Raw genomic sequence first — 19,543 nt, 5'->3', positions numbered from 1 at the left:
AGAGCCGACGGCGTGTCACGGGGGAAGTGCGAATCAGTGGAACGTGCGCAGGAACATGCCTCGACCGGCGGGCCCGACCAGCCCGCGCAGCGGCCCGGTGAGACCGGGACCGCCCTGGAACTCCTGGTCCACGGCGTGGGCGGCACCACGCCGCAGGAGATGCTCAACGATCCGCGCACGGTGCGGATCACCGGCGACGACATCGCGGCCGTCTTCCGGCGCGCCGACGACGTCGACGCGGAGACCAGCCCCGACGACCGCCGCCGCGACGGCCCGGTGCCCGAGGCCTACGTCTGGTGCAACCTCACCTCCGGCAACGGCACCCGCGCCCTGTGGCTGTTGCTGCTGCCGTTCATGGTCGTCAACCTCGCCCACTGGATGCGCCCCAGCGCCCGGGGCCGCCGCCGCACCGTGCGCCTGTACGGCCTCCTGGTGCGGCTCGCGGGACTCACCCTGACGGTGCTGCTCGTCGCGGCGGCCTGCGAGGTCGCCCTCGACCTGGCGGCCTGGCAGTGCGCGGGCACGCGCGCGTGCGCCGACCGGCACTCCTGGCTGGGCTTCCTCTCGCCCACCGTCTCGGACGGCGGCTGGTGGAGCAGCCCCGGCCGCCGGCTCGCCCTGGCGGCCTTCGTCCCGACCGCCCTGACCGGTCTGCTGTGGTACCTGTCCCGGCGCACCTGGAGCGACTACGAGTCCCAGCAGCCGCTGGCCCGCGACCCCGAGCCCGACGAGGACGGCGACGGCCCGACCGCGCTGGGCCGGCCCGGCTTCTGGTACGGACGCCGGCTGGTGGCCCGGCTGCGCGCCGCGCACACCGCCGCCGGGCTGGTCACGGTCGCCGCCGCGGTCGCCGGCGCCGCCGCCCGCCATGACCGCGAGCCCGGCGGTCCCGCCGTACTGAACACCCTGGGCCTGCTGCTGCAGGCCGCCCTCGCGGCCTGCGCCGTCGCCGTGGTGTGGGTGGTGTGCCGCCGGGGCCGCAGCGAGAAACGCCTCGACCGGGAACTCGACGAGCGCTTCGTACGACGCCTGCCGCTCGCCGCCCTGGTCCTGCTCGCCCTCACCCTGCTGTACGCGGGATGGGAGCGCCCCGGCTGGGAGTCGGCCGGCCGGCTGCCGGGCGACGCCACCTTCGGCGGTATCGCCCTGGTCCAGGGCCTGCTCGTGATCGTCCTCGCCGGCGTCGCCTACGCACTGCACCGCACGGACCCCGACCGGCGGGCCGTGCTGCGGGGCCTCGGCGGACCGGCCGTCGCGATGCTGGCCTGCGCCCTGGGCGGGGTGATGTCCGGCGGCGTGGCGCAGCGGGTGTCCGACTGGCTGGACGGCACCGAGACGTCGATCGACGGCCCGCCGGTCCTGCTGACCTGGCAGGCGTCAGTGATCCCGCCCCTGATCGTGGTGCTCCTGGTGCTCTTCGGCTGGTTGGCCCACCGCGCCTGGCAGCTCGCCCGCGCCGAACGCGAGGCGGTGGTACGCGACTACCCGGACGAGGCCCAGGACCGCGCCCGCACCCGCCGTATCGCCTACACCCGCGCGATGGCCTCCCTCACCGACCGGGGACCCCGCATCGTCGCCGTCACCTCCGGCGTCACCCTGCTGCTCGGTGCCGGAGCCCTCGTGGGCGCCCTGACCACCGACGAGACACCGGGCGAGGCGGCACAGGGCACCTACCCCGTCGTCCACGGCGCCGCCGAGACCGCCCAGGCCCTCGGCTCCTGGCTGATCGGCCTCGGCTTCATACTCTTCGTCACCTGGGGCAGGCGCGCCTACAAGGACGCCGCCGCCCGCCGCACCATCGGCATCCTGTGGGACGTCGGCACCTTCTGGCCGCGCGCCGCCCACCCCTTCGCCCCGCCCTGCTACGCCGAGCGCGCGGTGCCCGACCTGACCTGGCGGATCGCGACCTGGACCCGCGTCACCGGCGGACGGCTGGTCATCTCCGGGCACTCCCAGGGCAGCGTGCTCGCCGCCGCCGCGGCCTGGCAACTCGCCCCGTCCACCCGTAAGCGCGTCGCGCTGCTGACGTACGGCTCCCCGCTTGAGCGGCTCTACGGCCGCTGGTTCCCGGCGCACTTCGGCCCCGCCGCGCTCGGCTCCCTGCACCGGGAGGTCGACTGCTGGCGCAACCTGTACCGGCTCACCGACCCCATCGGCGGCCCGGTGCGCCTGCCCGGCAACCACGACCTCGGCGTCGACCACGTGCCGTTGCAGGACCCCCTCTCCTACGGCCGCACCGACCTCCACCCGCTGCCCGCGCCGATCCTCGGCCACTCCGACTACCAGGCGGACCCGGCGTTCGCCGAGGAGCGCCGCAAGCTGCTGGCCCGGCTGCGACCGGGCCTGCCGGCACCCCGTCACACGGCCGAGCAGCCCTGCCCGGGCCCGGAGGCGGATCCTCAGAGCAGCTCGGGCAGGTCCTCCGCGTAGAGCAGCGTCAGGTCGTCCGTGCTCGGCTCGGGGAGCTGGGCGACCCGGCTCGCGTGCCGCTCCACCATCGCCTCGAAGGTCTGCCGGGCGGTACGGCCGTTGCCGAACGCCGGGCCCTTCGGGAGCTGAGTGAAGTACGTCCGCAGGGCCTGAGCCGCGCCCGCCGCCAGCCGGTACTCGTGCTCCTCGGCCTGCTGCTCCACGATCCGCAGCAGGTCCTCGGGGCCGTAGTCGCTGAAGGTGATGGTCCGTGAGAACCGGGACGCCACACCGGGGTTGACCGACAGGAAGCGCTCCATCTCGGCCGTGTAGCCCGCGACGATCACCACGACCGCGTCCCGGTGGTCCTCCATCAGCTTCACCAGCGTGTCGATGGCCTCCTTGCCGAAGTCGCGGCCCGCGTCCTCCGGGGACAGCGCGTACGCCTCGTCGATGAACAGCACACCGCCGCGCGCCTTCTCGAAGGCCTCCTGCGTGCGGATCGCGGTCGAGCCGATGTGCTCGCCCACCAGGTCGACCCGGGACACCTCGACCAGGTGGCCCTTCTCCAGCACACCGAGGGAGGCGAGGATCTCGCCGTACAGCCGCGCGACCGTCGTCTTGCCCGTACCGGGGGAGCCGGTGAAGACCAGGTGCCGCTTGACCGACGCCGCCTTCAGACCCGCCTGCTGCCGCCGCCGGCCGACCTCGATCATGTCGGTGAGGGCACGCACCTCGCGCTTGACGCTCTCCAGGCCGACCAGCGCGTCCAGTTCACCGAGGACGTCCTTGGAACTGCGGGCCGGCTCCTCGGGCTCCGCGACCGGGGCCGGGGGCTCCGGTTCGGTGCGCTGCCCCGGGACCGCGCCCAGCAGGCCGGGGGAGTGGCTCACCGTCTGCACTGCTGTCTCCCGCGCCGTCGGTTCCCGCAGTCCCGCGCTCTCGTCGCTGGTGCAGTCCTCCACCAGGGGGCCCGCCCCGGACGACGCGTCCGCGCCGCTGTCCGCGAACTCGTAGCCGCCGCGCGCGCACCGCTCCGTGCGGCACTTCCGCAGCGTCGTACGGCTGCCGTCGATCACATGGAAGCCGTAGCCGCCGCTGCCCGTCACCCGGCAGTTGTGGAAGCTGCCGCGGCCTCCGGCCGAGACGTACACCCCCGCCTCCGCGGGTGAGTCGATCGTGCAGCGCTCCACCGTGGGGTCGGCGCCCTTGGTGACGATGACGCCGGTCTGGGTGCCGTCCAGCGTGCAGTTGCTGAGGGTGCCGCCGCTGCCGTGGTCGCGGAACCAGGCGCCCGTCGCCGCGTCCCGGATCCGGCAGTCGTCCAGCTGCGCGGTCGCACCGTCGCTCACGGACACGGCCGTGTTGCGCACCTGCGACAGGTCGCTGTCGACGACGTCCGCGCGCGAGCCGCGGTCGAGGACGAACAGGGCGTCCGGCACGTCGTGCACCCGGCACGAGTCGAGCACCGCGGTGGCCCCGTCGCTCACCCACACCGCCGGGTAGTCGCCCGTGCTGTCGAAGATCTCGCACTGGTTGGCGTCCACGCGCGTGCCCGGGTCCCACACCGACAGGCCGTTGCGCCCGAACTGCCGCACCGTGGTGCGGGTCAGTGTGAGGACGGAGCGGGAACGCAGGTCGACCGCGTTCTCCGGGATGTCGTGGATACGGCAGTCGGCGAGCGTCAGCACCGCGTCCGTGTCGAGCGTGACACCGTCGGCCGTCGTGCGGTGCACGTCGCAGTCGGTGAGGTGCGCGGTGGCCCGGCCGGTGATCTGCACACCGCTGCCCCGGACCTCGTAGATCTCGCAGCCCACCGCCTCCAGCGCCGAGTTCTCCCCGGTCGCCGACAGGCCCGAGCCCGAGGTGTGGTGCACCCGGCAGCGCTCCAGCCGGGGGTGGGCGCCGCCGCGCACCGCCACGCCCGCCTGGCCGGCCGCGACGACCTCGCACTCCTCGAACACCCCGCCCGCACCGTCGAGTACGGCGATGCCGATGCCCGCCGGATTGTCGACCGCGCAGCGCCGGACCGTGGGCCGGGCGCTGCCGCGCACCTCGATCCCGGCCGCCGACCGCGTGACCACCCGTACGTTGCTCAGCTCCGGAGTGCCCTCCTCCACCAGCACCGCCGGGGCGGCCGCGTCCTGGCCCTCCACGTACAGGTCCTGGACCACCGCCGAGGCGCGCACGGTCAGCGGCACGCCGTCCACTGGCGCGATCCGCACCGAGCCGGGGGAGCCCTCGGGGCCGCGAAGGGTCACCGCGCGCTGCACGACGAGGTTCTCCCGGTAGGTGCCGGGGGCGACCGTGAGGACGTCTCCGTCGGCCGCGGCCTCCAGGGCGGCGGTGAGCGATGCGTACTCACCCGTGCGGCGCCGCCACCGCGACGTGCCGGTGTGCGTCACCTGGACCGTGCCCTGTGCCATGGTGTAGCTGTGCCCCCACCTCGGTCGTACTGATGGCTCGTTCGCCTTCGGGGCGCCCCCACCGGTGTCGGGACCGCGACCGGGCCGGGCCCCTCGGGCCTGCGCGCGCACGCGGCATCGAAACCGGCGCGCCCTTCCTGCTCGCTCGCGCGCGGGTTGTGCCGAACGGTTCGGCCGGACCACCGTAGCGTGCGCGCGGGTGGTGGGTTGACCAGAGCCGGAAGGCTGTCAGCTGCCGGTGCCCGTCCTGCCCCAGTCCGGGCCCGCCTTGTCCCATGCCTGGTCCCAACGGGCGTACCGGCGGCGGACCATGCGCCAGACGGTCAGCCGTCTGCCGCCCTCGACGAGACCGCCGGCGGCCAGGGCCGCGCCGAAGCCGGCGAGGACCGCGTGCGTCGACGCCGTCGCGGAGTCGAGGGGGCGGGCCACCATCCGGCCGTGCCGGTCGGTCCATATCCGGAACTCGTCGCCCTGCTGCGGGTCCTTGAGGCCGGCCAGCACCGGGCCCTGACGCGCGGTGCCGTCCGGTGCCGTCCAGTCGGCGAGGACGCGGTTGCGAAGGTCCCGGCCCGTGGAGGTCTCCGGGTCGGCGTCCAGCGGGGAGCGGTCGAGCTTGCGGACCACCGTGGCCGTCACCAGGTGCCGCGCTTCGTGCTGCTCGCGGACGGAGCGCTGGAGGGCGTCCTGGGCGGCGCCCCCGACGAGGGAACCGGCCACCGGGGCGGCCAGGAGGATCAGCACCAGGGCCGCCAGCGCCACCCAGGCCTCGGCCAGATCGGTCGCGCGGCACAACGGGTTGCGCCGCCAGCGCCAGAGCCCGCTGATCGCTCGCACCGCCTGCACCCCCTTCCCGCTCCGTGATAACCCCCGGCGGAGCCGTCCACGCGTCAACCCGGCGAAGAGAGAGCGAAATCACCTCTCACCGGCGACTCTCATGAACTTCTCACACAAGGCCAACGCCCGGGCCCATGGGGCGGTTCCCGTCCGGGGAGCCGACCTCCGGCCCGGGCTACTCGAGGATCCTTACGGGGTCACCGACCCGGATCGTGCCCCGGGACAGGGGCACCAGGTTCTGCCCGAAGACCACCTTGCCGCCGAACCGCCGGTGCCGCCCCAGGCTGTACAGGGGCTCGCGGCCGCGCTCGCCCGTGTCCTGGTCGGTGGTGGTCACCACGCACCGTCCGCAGGTCTTGGCGACGCGGAAGGCCACGTCCCCGATGGTGAGGCGCGACCAGTCGTCCTCGGCCCAGGCGTCGGTGCCCGCCACGACCACGCTCGGCCGGAAACGGGTCATGGGCAGCGGGCCCTCGCCCGCGTGATCACCCTGCGCGATCAGGGCGTTGAGGGCGTCGAGGGAGGCCGTGGTGGTGAGCAGCAGCGGAAAGCCGTCGGCGAAGGAGACGGTCTCGCCGGGACGCGCGTACTCCGGGTCGACGGGCCGGCGCGTGGCCGGGTCGTCCATGTATGCGAGACGTGCGTCGATGCCGAGATAGGCGCTGCACCAGGCGTGCGCGGCCTCGTCCTCGGCCGGGACCGCGTCGACCTTGTCGCGGAAGATCTCCACCGGCACCGTGTCCAACGGCCGGGGAACGGGCACCGTCAGGGGCTCCATGCCGGGTGCGGACAGCCGGACGCCGCCGTCCGGCAGAAGCTCGGCGGCTGCCAGTGCGAGGCGCGGCAGCCGACGCTGCGTGAGGACCTTTCCCCCGTTGTCGACCAGCGCCCAGCGCCGGTCTCCGGTCAGTCCCCAGGGCTCCACGACGGCCTCCCGGGGCGCGAGGCCCCGGACCGCCTTGACCGGATGGACGTGGATCGAGTGCAGGTGTGGCTTCCCCATGGGGCCATCGTGCCAGCCGGCACCGACAGTCCCTGGGCGGGCGGCTCAGTAACCGCGGTACTGCTGGTTGTTGTACGGGTCCTGGTAGGGAGCCTGGGCGGGCCGGGGAGCCGCGGGGCGCATCGCCTCGTAGCCCGCGCCGGGTGCCGCCGGACGCGGCTGCTGCGGCTGGGGGCCGGGATAACCGCGCGGTGCGGTGGCCTGCTGCGGGATGTACGCGGCCGGCGCCTGCTGGAGCGGGGCGGGTTGCTGCGCCTGCGGATAACCGTAGGCGGGCTGGGACGGGGCTGCCGGGAGAGCGGGCAGCGCCGACGGGAGGGCGGGCAGGTTGCCGCCCGGCGTGTCGTACTGAGCGGGGACCCGGATCGGGGCGATCTGCGGGGTGCCCCGCTCGGCGACGAGCTTGTCGTAGATCGGGGTGTCCGGGAAGGAGGCGGAGTAGTAGCCGCCGCCATAGGTGGAGCGGGGGGAGGTCATGACACATAAGTTAAGCCCACGATGTGCTGGTTGGGGAGACCGATAAGAGGGTTGTTTTCCGTGTCCGCAGTGACCGGGTATCCCCAATGCGAGCGAACTCGGCAAAAAGGGGCGCCGAACAAGGCTCCAATCGTGTAAAGGCCGAGTTCCGGGCGGGTTACCAGGTGTTGGCCGGTTGACCACCGGGGTTCTTCCGGTGGTGGGGCATGGGAGTTCGCCGCCGGGAGGAATAGGTTGTGCGAACGGAACTCGACGGACGGCCGGGATGTGCCTGGCGCGGTGACACGCAATGGGGGCGGACATGCAAATGGTGAAAGGTTCAAATACTCCGGTGCCCACCTCGGCGCTGCGGGTGGAATTGGGCTGGCGGGCCGGACCGGGGGTGCCCGACGCCGACGCCTCCGGTTTGCTGCTGGTAAGCGGAAAGGTCCGCTCGGACGCGGACTTCGTCTTCTACAACCAGCCCGCGCACTCCTCCGGCGCGATCCGGCACGAGGGCAAGCGGAACGCCGACAGCCGGGTGTCCGACACGCTCCTCGTCGACCTCGCGCGCGTGGAGCCCGCGATCGAGACGATCGTCCTCGCCGCCTCCGCCGACGGCGGCACGTTCGGGCAGGTCCCGGGCCTGTACATCGAGGTCCAGGACGCCGCCCAGGGAACACCGGTCGCCCGCTTCGACAACCCGGGCGCCACCACCGAAACCGCTTTCGTGCTCGGCGAGTTCTACCGCCGCCAGGGCGCCTGGAAGTTCCGCGCCGTCGGCCAGGGCTACAGCAGCGGACTCGAAGGACTGGCCACGGACTACGGCATCACGGTGGACGAGCCGCAACAGGCGGCCCCGACTCCGGCCCCGGCCGCGGTTCCCGCGCCTCCCGTGGTCGCGCCCCCGGCGTACACGCCCCCGCCGCCGGCCCAGCCGGTGGCCCCGCCCCCGCCGGCCGCGCCCCCTGCGGCACCGCCCGAGCCCGTCCGCCTCACGAAGGTGACGCTCACCAAGGCGGCCCCCTCCGTGTCGCTCACCAAGCAGGGCGGCACCTCCGGCGCCCTGCACGTGAACCTCAACTGGCAGGTCCTCAAGCAGTTCTCGGGGTGGAGCAGCAAGTTCGGCCGCCCGGCCGCGATGCACTCCGACCTCGACCTCGACCTGTGCGCGCTGTACGAACTCACCGACGGCAGCAAGGGCGTCGTACAGGCCCTCGGCAACACCTTCGGGGCACTGCACCAGCCCCCGTACATCCACCTCGACGGCGACGACCGCACCGGCGCCGTGTCGACCGGTGAGAACCTCACCGTCAATCTCGACCACAAGAACGCCTTCCGGCGCATCCTCGTCTTCGTCACCATCTACGAAGGCGCCCGCTCGTTCGCCGACCTGAACGCCACCGTCACCCTCCAGCCGCAGTACGGCGCCCCCATCGACTTCTCCCTCGACGAGTGCACCGTCCCCTCGCCCGTGTGCGCGCTCGCGCTGATCACCAACACGGGCGGCGACCTCGTCGTACAGCGGGAGGCGCGCTATCTCGTGCCCGAGCGCGGGGTGAGCCCGCAGCGGACCGTCGACTACGCCTATGGGTGGGGCATGAACTGGACCCCCGGCAGGAAGTGACTCCTGCCGGGGGTCGTCAGCCCTCATCGGGGACGGCGTCCGGACGGGCGTAGGTGCGGCCCTTCCAGGCCGCACCGCGTCCCCGGTAGTGCTGCACCGCCGAGTCGACCGTCATGAGGAGATAGAGGAACGCGGTGAACGGCAGCAGGGGAGCGAGCCACAGCGGCTGCCGGTAGTAGCGGAGCATCGGCACGTACGTCCCCGTCATCACGAGCCAGGCCGCCCCTCCGACGGCCGCTGCCGCCGCGTTCCCCGTCGCCAGGCCGGCCACGAGCGCCACCGGCGGCACCAGATACACCAGCGCCAGCCCGGCGACCGTCCCGGCCAGCAGCAGGGGGTTGTGCCGCAGCTGGGCGTACGCGCTGCGCGACACCATCCGCCACAAATCACCCAGCCGCGGATACGGCCGGACGCTGTCCACCCGGTCGGCCAGTCCCAGCCAGACGCGACCCCCGCTGCGCTTCACCGCCCGCGCCAGGGCCACGTCGTCGATCACGGCGTGCCGGATCGCGTCCGGGATCCGCGCCCCTTCGGCGGCCTCCGTCCGCAACAGGACGCAGCCACCGGCCGCGGCCGCCGTCCGGGTCCCCGCCCTGCCGATCCGGCGGAAGGGATACAGCTGCGCGAAGAAGTACACGAAGGCGGGCACGACGAACCGTTCCCACGTGCTCTCCACCCGCAGCCGGGCCATCTGCGAGACGGCGTCGAACCCACCCGCCCCGGCCGCGGCCACCAGCTCCCGCAGGCTGTCCGGCGCGTGCGCGATGTCGGCATCCGTCAGCAGCAGGTACTCGGGGCCACGCGCGCGTGCCAGGCCGATGCCGTGGCGCACCGCCCACAGCTTGCCGGTCCAGCCCGCGGGCGGCTCGCCCGGCGAGTCCACGGTCAGCGGCAGCCCGCCGTGCCGGCGCGCCAGTTCCCGCGCCAGGTCACCGGTGCCGTCCGCACTGCCGTCGTCGACGAGGAACACCTCCGCCCGCCCCGGATAGTCCTGCCGGAGCAGCGACGGCAGCGCGGCGGGCAGCACCGCCGCCTCGTCGCGGGCCGGGACGACGACGCACACGGATGGCCACGCGTCCGGTTCCCGGCGCGGCGGCAGCCGCACATCCGTGCGCCAGAAGAAGCCCTGACAGAGCAGCAGCCACAGCCAGGCGAGAAGTGATCCAGCGGCAGTCCACACAACGGCGCTCACGCGCGCAGTCTGCCCCACCGGAACTGCCAGGGACCGCTCATCGTCTATCGTGACCGGGTGAAGATCGCGCTCATGGACTCCGGAATCGGTCTGCTGGCGGCCACCGTCGCGGTTCGGCGGCTGCGCCCCGACGCCGATCTCGTGCTCTCCCTGGACCCCGACGGCATGCCGTGGGGCCGGAGGACCACGGAAGACCTGACCGAGCGCGCCCTGGCCGTCGCCGAGGCGGCCGCAGCGCGCCGCCCCGACGCCCTGATCGTCGGCTGCAACACCGCGACCGTGCACGCGCTCACCGCCCTGCGCGCCCGTCTCGAACCGGAGATTCCGGTCATCGGCACCGTCCCGGCGATCAAGCCGGCCGCGGCCGGCGGCGGACACCTCGCCATCTGGGCCACCCCGGCCACCACCGGCAGTACATACCAGCGCACCCTGATCCGGGACTTCGCCGGCGGGGTCCCCGTCACCGAGGTGCCCTGCTGGGGCCTCGCCGAGGCCATCGAACGCGCGGACGAGGCGGCGATCGACACCGCCGTGTCCGCGGCCGCCGCACTGACCCCCGAGGAGGTGACCACCGTCGTCCTGGGCTGCACCCACTACGAACTGGTCGCCGAGCGAATCCGGGCCGCCGTCCAGCGCCCCGGCCGGCCGCCCCTCGTGCTGCACGGCTCCGCGGGCGCCGTGGCCGCGCAGGCCCTGCGCCGGCTCGGCGAGCAGCCCGCGCCGGGGGCCACGCCCCACGGCACCCTGACCGTCCTGCTGAGCGGACGCGAGGGCGCGCTGCCCGCACCCGCCCTGGCGTACGACGAAGGGCGGCTGTTGCGGGCGGTCACGCCGGCCGGCTGACCGGCACCGGTCTCACCGAGCGGCGTCGGCGGGCCGGATCCGCCGCGCCGGCCGGCGCAGTCACGCTCCGCCATGAGGTACCAGCAGAGTGAAACCTGAGTAACCTCATAGGCATGAGGGACCACCGCCACGGCGAGAACGCTCCCCACGAGCACCCAGACGTCTGGACCGGCCGGGCCACCAACCGGGTCCAGTGGCTGCTGGCGCTCGTCGGCGCCGCCTGCATGGCGCTGGGCATTGAACTGGCCGTCGACTCGGCGTGGACGTCCGGCATCGCCCCGCTGGTCATGGCCGTGGTCGGCTGCATCGCCGCCGGGCTGCTGGTCCTCTTCGGGACCCTCGCCTTCGTGCACGTCGCCCTGCGGGTCGACGAGGAGCACCTCGAGGTGCGCTGCGGCCACATCGGAGTGCCCCGCCGCCGTATCCCGCTCTCCCATGTGGTGGGCGCCACCTACACCTCGAACGTCACTCCCCGCCACTGGGGTGGCTGGGGCTATCGATGGCGGCCGGAGATGGGCACCGCGGTGGTGGTACGACGGGGCGAGGGTGTCGTGCTGGAGCTGTGGGACGGACACACCTTCACGATCACCGTGGACGACGCGGAGGCGGCCGTACGGGTGATCAAGGAACGGCTGGGGCGGACGAAACCGGGCGCTCCAGCGCACTGAGCGGACGTCCGGTCACCACGCCGGGGTGCGTCCGGCGCCCCGGGGACGCGTGTGCGGCGTGTGGCTCGACGGTTCGTCGGTGAGGGGCCGGGCCGTGGCCATGCCCGCCAGCAGGCCCGCACCCACCGACACCGCGGTGAAGCTGAGCGCGTTGCCGATCGCGGCGATGGCCGCGAGCGCCGCCAGGGCCGCGCCCGCGGTCAGCGCCACCGGGGTCGGCCGGGGACCGCGCCACAGCGCGTACAGCACCCAGCCGAACGCCGCCGCCAGCAGGGCCACACCGACGATGCCCTGTTCGGCCGCCTGCTGCAGGGGCGCCGAGTGGGGCTTGCCGTCGGACAGCAGTGACTGCACGGACGTCGTGCTCAGCTCCCCGAAGCGGCCCGGGCCGACCCCCAGGGCGGCGTCGTCGCGCAGCAGCTGCCACGCGTCCTGCCAGAGCTGTACGCGGTGCGGCGTCAGCCGCTCTTCGACGGCGGCCACGAGCCCGCCCGGTACGGCCCGCGCCGCGACCGCCCAGGTCACAGCGGTCACCAGGACGGCGACCGCGCCCAGTGCGGCGAGGCCGGCGCCGCGGTGACGGGTGCGGCCGGCGGCCAGCGAGCACAACAGCACCGCGACGCAGGTGACGCATCCGGTGGCCGAGCCGAGCACGGCCGCCAGCACCGCCGCCCCGGCGGCCAGCAGCCGCAGGCCGAACCGCACGACCGGAACGCGAGCGGCCCAGGCCGCGCAGCACGCGGCACCGGCCGACAGCGTCAGCACGGCAGCCGTCGCCCCGGCATGCCCGAGCGGTGTGGTGATCTGCGGGCCCGGCGCGAGATGTGGAACGGCCATGGTCAGCCCCATACCGGCCAGTGCCCCGGCGCAGGGCGCGCCGACCGGCAGCAGCGCCCCGCCGATCCGCCCGGCGGCGTATCCGGCCGCCACGGCCAGCACCGCGAGCAGCACACCCTCGGGCCGGCCGTCGTGCACCGCCGCCGTGATCAGGGACCAGCCGGCGCAGGCCCCCAGCACCACGACGCCCGCCGCGTCCACAACGATCGGTCTCTCACCGTCCGCGTCCTGCCCGGACGCAGACGTCAGCCCACTGGAACCCACCCCGCCCCGCCCCCCCCGCACCACGTCGCCCCCGACCTGTGAAGACCCCGGCCGCACGGGCCGCCACCGGCCGTACGACTGAGGCTTCGGCACACCGTAGCCGCTGGTGGACGGTTTGTGGATGTGTCGTGACGAAATGAGCAGGAACGTTGCGGCAGATACGCGGCGACGCCCTGCGCGGCCGGGCGGGGGAGCCGTGCCGGCCGCTGGGCGGGGCGGGGGATGCGCCTGAGGCCGGGCGGGGACGGGGATGGTGGGAGGCCGGGCAGGACGCGGGGGAGAGTGGAGTGCCGTCGGCAGGGCGCGGGCCGGGACAGTGGAGCGCCACCGTCCGTGCGCGGGCGGGGACGGTGGAGAGCTGCCGTCCGGGCCCGCAGTGGGTGACGCCGTCTCGTGGACCGCGCTGTCGGCGTCAAGGTCGCTCGCCTTACACTCCGGGAGTGACCGTCACCGCAACCTCCGTCGACGAGTCGGACCAGCTGGAGCCGCGGATCGCGCCTGAGGCGCGGACCTGGGCCCGGCGGCTCGTACGTCTCCTCCCGGCCGCCGCAGCCGCGCTCTCCGGCCTGCTCCTCTACGTCAGCTTCCCGCCCCGCACCCTGTGGTGGCTGGCCCTGCCGGCTTTCGCGATCTTCGGCTGGGTGCTGCGCGGCCGTGGCTGGAAGGCGGGGCTCGGTCTCGGCTACCTCTTCGGCCTCGGCTTCCTGCTGCCGCTGCTGGTGTGGACCGGAGTGGAGGTCGGACCGCTCCCCTGGGTCGCCCTGGTGGCGATCGAGGCGCTCTTCGTCGCACTGGTCGGCGCCGGTGTCGCCGTCGTGTCGAAGCTGCCCGGCTGGCCCGTGTGGGCGGCCGCCGTCTGGATCGCCGGCGAGGCGGCACGCGCGCGCGTGCCCTTCGAGGGCTTTCCCTGGGGGAAGATCGCGTTCGGGCAGGCGGACGGTGTTTTCCTGCCGCTCGTCGCGGTGGGCGGCACACCGTTGCTCGGTTTCGCGGTGGTGGTGTGCGGCTTCGGACTGTACGAAGTCGTCCGCCTCGCGGTGGAGACCCGGCGGACCGGGACGGTGCGGCGGGCCGCGGTGGCCGTGAGTCTGCTGAGCCTGGCCGTCCCGGTCGTGGCGGCCGTGGCGGCCCGGCCGCTGGTCAGCGACAAGGCCGAGGACGGCAGCGTGACCGTCGCGGTGATCCAGGGCAACGTGCCCCGGGCGGGGCTGGAGTTCAACGCCCAGCGGCGGGCGGTACTGGACTACCACGCGCGCGAGACCGAACGCCTGGCCGCCGAGGTCAAGGCCGGCAAGGTCGCACGGCCCGACTTCGTGCTGTGGCCGGAGAATTCCTCCGACATCGATCCGTTCGCCAACCCCGACGCCCGTGCCGTGATCGACACGGCGGCCAAGGCCGTCGGCGTGCCCATCTCGGTCGGCGGCGTCGTCGAGCGGGACGGCAAGCTCTACAACGAGCAAATCCTGTGGGACCCCGCGAAGGGCCCCGTCGACACCTACGACAAGCGCCAGATCCAGCCGTTCGGCGAGTACCTCCCGCTGCGCTCGCTCATCGGCGCGATGAACGAGAACTGGACGGCAATGGTCCGCCAGGACTTCAGCCGGGGCACCAAGCCGGGCGTGTTCACCATGGACGGCGCCAAGGTCGGTCTCGTCACCTGCTACGAGGCCGCCTTCGACTGGACCGTGCGCTCCGAGGTCACCGACGGCGCCCAGATGATCTCCGTGCCGAGCAACAACGCCACCTTCGACCGCAGCGAGATGACCTACCAGCAGCTCGCCATGTCCCGCGTCCGCGCGGTCGAGCACAGCCGGACCGTGGCGGTGCCGGTGACCAGCGGTGTCAGTGCCTTCATCATGCCGGACGGGAAGATCACACAGCGGACCGGCATGTTCGTCGCCGACTCACTGGTGCAGAAGGTGCCGCTGCGCTCCTCGCAGACCCCCGCCACACAGCTCGGCGTCCTGCCGGAGATCGCCCTCGTGCTGGTCGCGGCCGGCGGACTGGGCTGGGCCGTCGGCGCCGGTCTGCGCGGGCGACGCGCCGGTGACGTGTAGCCGTACGCCGGACGCACACCGCCTGAAACGCGCCGGGCCGCCGGAACCGGCCCTTTAGGGTCGACGGCATGGCTACTCCTGACTTCATCCGCACCCTCCGTGCCTCGGCCGGTCATCAGCTGCTCTGGCTCCCCGGAGTCACCGCCCTCGTCTTCGACGACGAGGGCAGAGTGCTGCTCAACCGCCGGTCCGACACGCGCCGGTGGTCCGTGATCGGCGGCATCCCGGACCCGGGGGAGCAGCCCGCGGCGTGCGCGGTGCGGGAGGTCTACGAGGAGACGGCCGTGCGCTGTGTCGCCGAACGGGTCGTCCTCGTCCAGGCCCTGGACCCCGTCACATACGACAACGGCGATACCTGCCAGTACATGGACATCACCTTCCGCTGCCGGGCCGTCGGCGGCCAGGCGCGAGTCAACGACGACGAGTCGCTGGACGTGGCCTGGTTCGACATCGACGCCCTGCCCGAGCTGAACGAGTTCGGGCTGTTGCGGATCAAGCAGGCCCTGTCGGACGCACCCACATGGTTCGACCCCACTGCATCCGGCTGAACTGTAGGGCGTGACCACATGGGGCGGAGCAGAAGTGCTGCCTAGGGTCGAGGCATGACCGCGCCCCGTGTCCTTCCGGCTCCCCACGCCTTGCCGCTCGACCTCGGCGGCCGCACCGCGCTCGTCACCGGCGCCGCCGGCGGCATAGGCCGTGCCTGCGCGCTGCGGCTCGCGGCCGCCGGGGCGAAGGTGAGAGCGGTCGACCGGGACGCCGCGGGCCTGGAGGCGCTCGCCGGACAGGGCCGCGACCTCGCGGGCACCGTGGAACCGCACGTCCTCGACCTCACCGACCTGGACGCCGCCGAACTCTCCGCCGCGGGCACCGACGTCCTCGTCAACAACGCCGGGCTCCAACTCGTGTGCCCCATCGAGGAGTTCCCTCCCGACGTCTTCCACACGGTGCTCACCGTGATGCTGGAGGCACCCTTCCGGCTCATCCGCGGCGCCCTGCCCCACATGTACGGACAGGGATGGGGCCGCATCGTGAACGTGTCGTCCGTCCATGGGCTGCGCGCCTCGGCCTACAAGTCGGCCTATGTGGCCGCCAAACACGGGCTGGAGGGACTCTCCAAGACCACCGCCCTCGAAGGCGCAGCCCATGGTGTCACCTCGAACTGTGTGAACCCCGCCTATGTGCGCACCCCACTGGTCGAGAAGCAGCTCGCCGACCAGGCCCGGGCGCACGGCATCCCCGAGGAGCGCGTCCTGTCCGAAGTGCTGCTCCAGGACAGCGCCGTCAAGCGGCTCATCGAACCGGAGGAGGTCGCCGAGGCCGTGGCGTATCTGTGCGGTCCGCAGGCGTCCTTCGTCACCGGTACCTCCCTCGTGCTCGACGGCGGCTGGACCGCCCACTGAGCGGCCCTGAGCGTCCGTGGGGAGTTGTCCACAGGGCTGACGGGACGGCCCGGTCATGGTGGATCCTGTGAGCATGTCCAGCGATCACGTGCAGTCACCCGAGCGCTCCGCCGGCATCGCCGAACCGCCACCGGCCGACGTCGAGACGCCGTATCTCGATCTCCTGGCCCGGGGCGCGTCCGCCGACGCCTACGAGCAGCCGGTGCTGCTCGCGCGCGCCGAAGGGGTCCCGGCTGAGCGGATCGCCGCGCTCCAGCGAGCCAAGCCGCTCGCCTTGCGCGTGTGCTCGGAGCTGGAGGGACGGCGCCGCCGCGAGGCCGAGCTGTCCGCCCTGTTCGAGACCGCCCACGACCTCGCCGGGCTGCGCGACCTGGACGCCGTACTCCAGGCGATCGTGCAGCGCGCCCGGTCGCTGCTGGGCACGGACGTCGCATACCTCAGCCTGAACGACCCGGCGAGAGGCGACACCTACATGCGGGTCACCGAGGGCTCGGTCGCGGCCCGGTTCCAGCAGCTGCGGCTCGGCATGGGAGAGGGGCTCGGCGGCCTGGTCGCACAGACCGCACGCCCCTATGTCACCGACGACTACTTCAAGGACGACCGGTTCCAGCACACCCTCACCATCGACGCCGGCGTGCGGGACGAGGGGCTCGTGGCCATCCTGGGCGTGCCGCTGACACTCGGGCACCACGTCATCGGCGTGCTGTTCGCCGCGGACCGCCGCGCCCGGGTCTTCGAGCGGGAGCAGATCGCCCTGCTGGGCTCCTTCGCCGCCCTCGCCGCGGCCGCCATCGACACGGCCAACCTGCTCGCCGAGACCCGGTCGGCCCTCGCCGACCTGGAGCGGGCCAACGAGATCATCCAGGACCGCAGCGGCGTCATCGAGCGCGCCTCCGACGTGCACGACCGGCTCGCCGAGCTCGTCCTGCGCGGCGGCGGGGTCCACGACGTGGCCGCCGCCGTCTCCGAGGTCCTCGATGGCACGGTCGAGTTCGCCGAGGCCGCCGCGGCACCGGCCGAGGCCCTGGAAGCGTCCCGGGCGGAGGGCCACGCGGTGCGGCACGAGGACGACTGGATCGCCGCCGTCGCCGCAGGCGGAGAACTGCTCGGCGCACTCGTGCTGTACGGCCACCCCGGGCTCGACCCCGTCGACCAGCGCACCCTGGAGCGTGCCGCCATGGTCACCTCCCTGCTGCTGCTCGCCCGCCGGTCCGCCGCCGAGGCCGAACAACGCGTCCGCGGCGAGCTCCTGGACGACCTGCTCGACGCCCGCGACCGCGACCCGCGCCTGCTGCGGGAGCGCGCGACCCGCCTCCACGCCGACCTCGACACGGTCCACGTCGTGCTGGCCGCGCGTCCGGAGGGCGACGCGCCCGACGCCGACCAGGAGGCGGACGCCCGCAGACGCCTCGCCGCCGCCGCGTCCCACCTCGCCGCGACCCGGCAGGGCCTGGCCGCCGCACGCGACGGCGGCACCGTCCTGCTGCTGCCCCTCGGCCCAGGCGACACCGCCACCGAACTGGCCCGCCGCGCCGCCCGGCACCTGGGCACAGCGGTCCACGCACCGGTCACCGTCGGCGCCTCCGCACCCGCCGAGAACCTCGCCACCCGCCCCGACTCCGTTGCCACGGCCTACGCCGAGGCCCGGCGTTGCCTGGACGCCCTGCGGCTCCTCGGCCGCTGGGGGGACGGGGCCGCCGCCGAGGACTTCGGCTTCCTGGGGCTGCTCCTGGCCGGAGACCGGGACATCCCCGGCTTCGTCGACCGCACCATCGGCCAGGTCGTCGACTACGACCGACGACGCGGCACCGAACTGCTGCGCACCCTCGACGCGTACTTCGCCTGCGGCATGAGCCCCGCCCGCACCAAGGACGAACTGCACGTCCATGTGAACACGGTCGCCCAGCGTCTGGAGCGCGTCGGCCGCCTCCTCGGCGACGACTGGCAGAGCCCGGCCCGCGCCCTGGAGGTCCAACTCGCCCTGCGGCTGCACCGGTTGTCGGCGCGGCACTGACCCCCGTAGGCGGGCCCCTGTAGGCGGGGCGGACGCACGGGGGCCGGTGCCGGGACGCCTCAGGGGGTCCGTGCGTCCGCCGCCGGTGCCGCGGTCCGGTCCGCGTCGGCGGGAGGGGCGACATCGGCCAGATCCCGGTGACGGGTCTCCTTGGCCGCCGCCACCGCGACGACCGTGAGCACGGCGGCGGCGATGACGTACAAGGCGATCGGCGTCGAGCTGCCGTAGTCGGACAGCAGCGCGGTGGCGATCAGCGGCGCGGGCGCGCCCGCCGCGACCGAGGCGAACTGGGCGCCGATGGACGCGCCGGAGTAGCGCATCCGCGTCGCGAACATCTCGGAGAAGAACGCGGCCTGGGGCGCGTACATCGCCCCGTGCAGCACCAGCCCGACCGTGACGGCGAGGATCAGGTTGCCGAAGCCGCCGGTGTCGATCAGCGAGAAGAACGGGAACATCCACAGCCCGACCCCGACAGCACCCACCACATAAACGGGACGACGGCCGATCCGATCGGAGAGCGCGCCCCACGCCGGGATGGCGGCGAAGTGCACGGCCGAGGCGATCAGTACGGCGTTGAGCGCGGTCTGCTTGGAGACGCCGGCCGAGGTGGTGGCGTAGACGAGGATGAACGCGGTGATGACGTAGTAGCTGATGTTCTCCGCCATGCGAGCGCCCATCGCGACCAGGACGTCACGCCAGTGATGCCGCAGCACGGCGACCAGCGGGAGCTTCTCGGCAGCCGCGGCCCGGTCCGCCTTGCGGGCCTCGGCCTGTGCCAACGCCTGCTTGAAGACCGGCGATTCATCGACAGACAGACGAATCCACAAACCGACGATCACCAGCACGCCGGAGAGCAGGAACGGGATCCGCCACCCCCAGCTGCCGAACGCGGCGTCCGACAGCACGGCGGTCAGCAGGGACAGCACACCGGTGGCGAGGAGTTGCCCCGCCGGCGCGCCGGTCTGCGGCCACGAGGCCCAGAACCCACGCCGCCGCGCGTCCCCGTGCTCCGACACGAGCAGCACGGCACCGCCCCACTCGCCGCCGAGCGCGAACCCCTGGATCAGCCGGAGCACGGTGAGCAGGACCGGCGCGGCCGTCCCGATGGTGGCGTGCGTCGGCAGCAGTCCGATCGCGAAGGTCGCCCCGCCCATCAGCAGCAGACTCAGCACCAGCAGTTTCTTGCGCCCGAGCCGGTCGCCGTAGTGCCCGAACACCAGCGCACCCAGCGGCCGGGCGGCGAACCCGACCGCGTACGTCAGGAACGACAGCAGCGTGCCGACGAGCGGGTCGGAGTCCGGGAAGAACAGCTTGTTGAACACGAGCGCGGCGGCGGAGCCGTAGAGGAAGAAGTCGTACCACTCGATGGTGGTGCCGATGAGGCTGGCGGGGGGTGGGGGAGCGGGTGTTGCGGAGGTCATGCGCGCCACTTCCTCGTGTGCGGTGGGGACGGGTAGGTGTCGGAACACCGTTCGCGGTCGGTGTGTGCGTGCCGCCCCTATGCAGGGTT

Annotated in this window: 15 protein-coding genes; 8 read left to right on the top strand and 7 right to left on the bottom strand. The window is 73.4% G+C overall.

The features are described from left to right. The first annotated feature begins 36 nt into the window (after window positions 1-36). Complete coding sequence (locus tag ACIBNA_RS13850; protein ID WP_399165421.1) at window positions 37-2,430, top strand: hypothetical protein; 2,394 nt, start codon at window positions 37-39, stop codon at window positions 2,428-2,430. Here ACIBNA_RS13850 and ACIBNA_RS13845 read toward each other — a convergent pair. The 4 genes from ACIBNA_RS13845 to ACIBNA_RS13830 all read right to left on the bottom strand — a co-directional run bounded on the left by ACIBNA_RS13845 (window position 2,400) and on the right by ACIBNA_RS13830 (window position 7,149). Further along, a complete protein-coding gene (locus ACIBNA_RS13845; protein WP_399165420.1) occupies window positions 2,400-4,835 on the bottom strand; it encodes a right-handed parallel beta-helix repeat-containing protein in 2,436 nt (811 codons plus the stop codon). The two genes, ACIBNA_RS13850 and ACIBNA_RS13845, sit on opposite strands and share 31 nt — an antisense overlap. Window positions 4,836-5,063: 228 nt before the next feature. Next, window positions 5,064-5,669: a hypothetical protein gene (locus ACIBNA_RS13840; protein ID WP_399165419.1), complete on the bottom strand. Its 606-nt coding sequence runs from the start codon at window positions 5,667-5,669 to the stop codon at window positions 5,064-5,066. A gap of 175 nt (window positions 5,670-5,844) precedes the next feature. Continuing rightward, window positions 5,845-6,672 carry an MOSC domain-containing protein gene (locus ACIBNA_RS13835; protein WP_399165418.1) on the bottom strand — a complete coding sequence of 276 codons (828 nt, stop codon included), beginning with the start codon at window positions 6,670-6,672 and terminating at the stop codon, window positions 5,845-5,847. 45 nt (window positions 6,673-6,717) lie between these two features. After that, complete coding sequence (locus ACIBNA_RS13830) at window positions 6,718-7,149, bottom strand: DUF6643 family protein (RefSeq protein ID WP_059423876.1); 432 nt, start codon at window positions 7,147-7,149, stop codon at window positions 6,718-6,720. A 307-nt stretch (window positions 7,150-7,456) separates the two neighbouring features. Between ACIBNA_RS13830 and ACIBNA_RS13825 the strand changes: the two genes are divergently transcribed. Continuing rightward, window positions 7,457-8,755 (top strand): TerD family protein, encoded by a 1,299-nt coding sequence (locus ACIBNA_RS13825; protein ID WP_399165417.1) that lies wholly within the window; start codon window positions 7,457-7,459, stop codon window positions 8,753-8,755. A gap of 16 nt (window positions 8,756-8,771) precedes the next feature. Here ACIBNA_RS13825 and ACIBNA_RS13820 read toward each other — a convergent pair whose 3' ends face one another. Then, window positions 8,772-9,965, bottom strand: a complete 1,194-nt coding sequence (locus ACIBNA_RS13820; protein ID WP_399165416.1) for a glycosyltransferase — start codon at window positions 9,963-9,965, stop codon at window positions 8,772-8,774. Window positions 9,966-10,004: 39 nt separating this feature from the next. Here ACIBNA_RS13820 and ACIBNA_RS13815 point away from each other — a divergent pair, with 39 nt between their 5' ends. Continuing rightward, window positions 10,005-10,790 carry a glutamate racemase gene (locus ACIBNA_RS13815; protein ID WP_399165415.1) on the top strand — a complete coding sequence of 262 codons (786 nt, stop codon included), beginning with the start codon at window positions 10,005-10,007 and terminating at the stop codon, window positions 10,788-10,790. Window positions 10,791-10,903: 113 nt separating this feature from the next. Next, window positions 10,904-11,458 carry a hypothetical protein gene (locus tag ACIBNA_RS13810; RefSeq protein ID WP_399165414.1) on the top strand — a complete coding sequence of 185 codons (555 nt, stop codon included), beginning with the start codon at window positions 10,904-10,906 and terminating at the stop codon, window positions 11,456-11,458. A gap of 12 nt (window positions 11,459-11,470) precedes the next feature. Here ACIBNA_RS13810 and ACIBNA_RS13805 read toward each other — a convergent pair whose 3' ends face one another. Further along, window positions 11,471-12,496, bottom strand: a complete 1,026-nt coding sequence (locus ACIBNA_RS13805) for an O-antigen ligase family protein (RefSeq protein WP_399165413.1) — start codon at window positions 12,494-12,496, stop codon at window positions 11,471-11,473. A gap of 503 nt (window positions 12,497-12,999) precedes the next feature. Here ACIBNA_RS13805 and lnt point away from each other — a divergent pair. The 4 genes from lnt (at window position 13,000) to ACIBNA_RS13785 (ending at window position 18,033) form a co-directional block, all read left to right on the top strand. Continuing rightward, complete coding sequence (gene lnt / locus ACIBNA_RS13800) at window positions 13,000-14,616, top strand: apolipoprotein N-acyltransferase (protein WP_399165412.1); 1,617 nt, start codon at window positions 13,000-13,002, stop codon at window positions 14,614-14,616. Between the two features lie 68 nt (window positions 14,617-14,684). Beyond that, the gene (locus ACIBNA_RS13795) at window positions 14,685-15,164 is read left to right on the top strand and encodes an NUDIX hydrolase (RefSeq protein ID WP_399165411.1); all 480 of its coding nucleotides are present in this window, start codon (window positions 14,685-14,687) and stop codon (window positions 15,162-15,164) included. Between the two features lie 54 nt (window positions 15,165-15,218). Next, entirely contained in the window at window positions 15,219-16,019 is an 801-nt protein-coding gene (locus tag ACIBNA_RS13790) for a 3-hydroxybutyrate dehydrogenase (RefSeq protein WP_399165410.1), read from the top strand. 73 nt (window positions 16,020-16,092) lie between these two features. Further along, window positions 16,093-18,033 (top strand): helix-turn-helix domain-containing protein, encoded by a 1,941-nt coding sequence (locus ACIBNA_RS13785; protein WP_399165409.1) that lies wholly within the window; start codon window positions 16,093-16,095, stop codon window positions 18,031-18,033. Window positions 18,034-18,092: 59 nt separating this feature from the next. Here ACIBNA_RS13785 and ACIBNA_RS13780 read toward each other — a convergent pair whose 3' ends face one another. Then, a complete protein-coding gene (locus ACIBNA_RS13780; protein ID WP_399165408.1) occupies window positions 18,093-19,454 on the bottom strand; it encodes an MFS transporter in 1,362 nt (453 codons plus the stop codon). Between the last annotated feature and the right edge of the window lie 89 nt (window positions 19,455-19,543).

This window comes from Streptomyces sp. NPDC050164 (assembly GCF_044459945.1).
In the GTDB taxonomy this organism is placed as follows: domain Bacteria; phylum Actinomycetota; class Actinomycetes; order Streptomycetales; family Streptomycetaceae; genus Streptomyces; species Streptomyces coeruleorubidus_A.
This window is presented reverse-complemented; position numbering and strand designations above follow the sequence as displayed.

Coding starts and splice junctions, on each gene's coding strand:
- ACIBNA_RS13845 (WP_399165420.1), bottom strand. CDS start 4,835: ATGGCACAGGGCACGGTCCAGGTGACGCACACCGGCACGTCGCGGTGG.
- ACIBNA_RS13785 (WP_399165409.1), top strand. CDS start 16,093: ATGTCCAGCGATCACGTGCAGTCACCCGAGCGCTCCGCCGGCATCGCC.
- ACIBNA_RS13780 (WP_399165408.1), bottom strand. CDS start 19,454: ATGACCTCCGCAACACCCGCTCCCCCACCCCCCGCCAGCCTCATCGGC.
- ACIBNA_RS13795 (WP_399165411.1), top strand. CDS start 14,685: ATGGCTACTCCTGACTTCATCCGCACCCTCCGTGCCTCGGCCGGTCAT.
- ACIBNA_RS13790 (WP_399165410.1), top strand. CDS start 15,219: ATGACCGCGCCCCGTGTCCTTCCGGCTCCCCACGCCTTGCCGCTCGAC.
- ACIBNA_RS13825 (WP_399165417.1), top strand. CDS start 7,457: ATGGTGAAAGGTTCAAATACTCCGGTGCCCACCTCGGCGCTGCGGGTG.
- ACIBNA_RS13835 (WP_399165418.1), bottom strand. CDS start 6,672: ATGGGGAAGCCACACCTGCACTCGATCCACGTCCATCCGGTCAAGGCG.
- ACIBNA_RS13830 (WP_059423876.1), bottom strand. CDS start 7,149: ATGACCTCCCCCCGCTCCACCTATGGCGGCGGCTACTACTCCGCCTCC.
- ACIBNA_RS13810 (WP_399165414.1), top strand. CDS start 10,904: ATGAGGGACCACCGCCACGGCGAGAACGCTCCCCACGAGCACCCAGAC.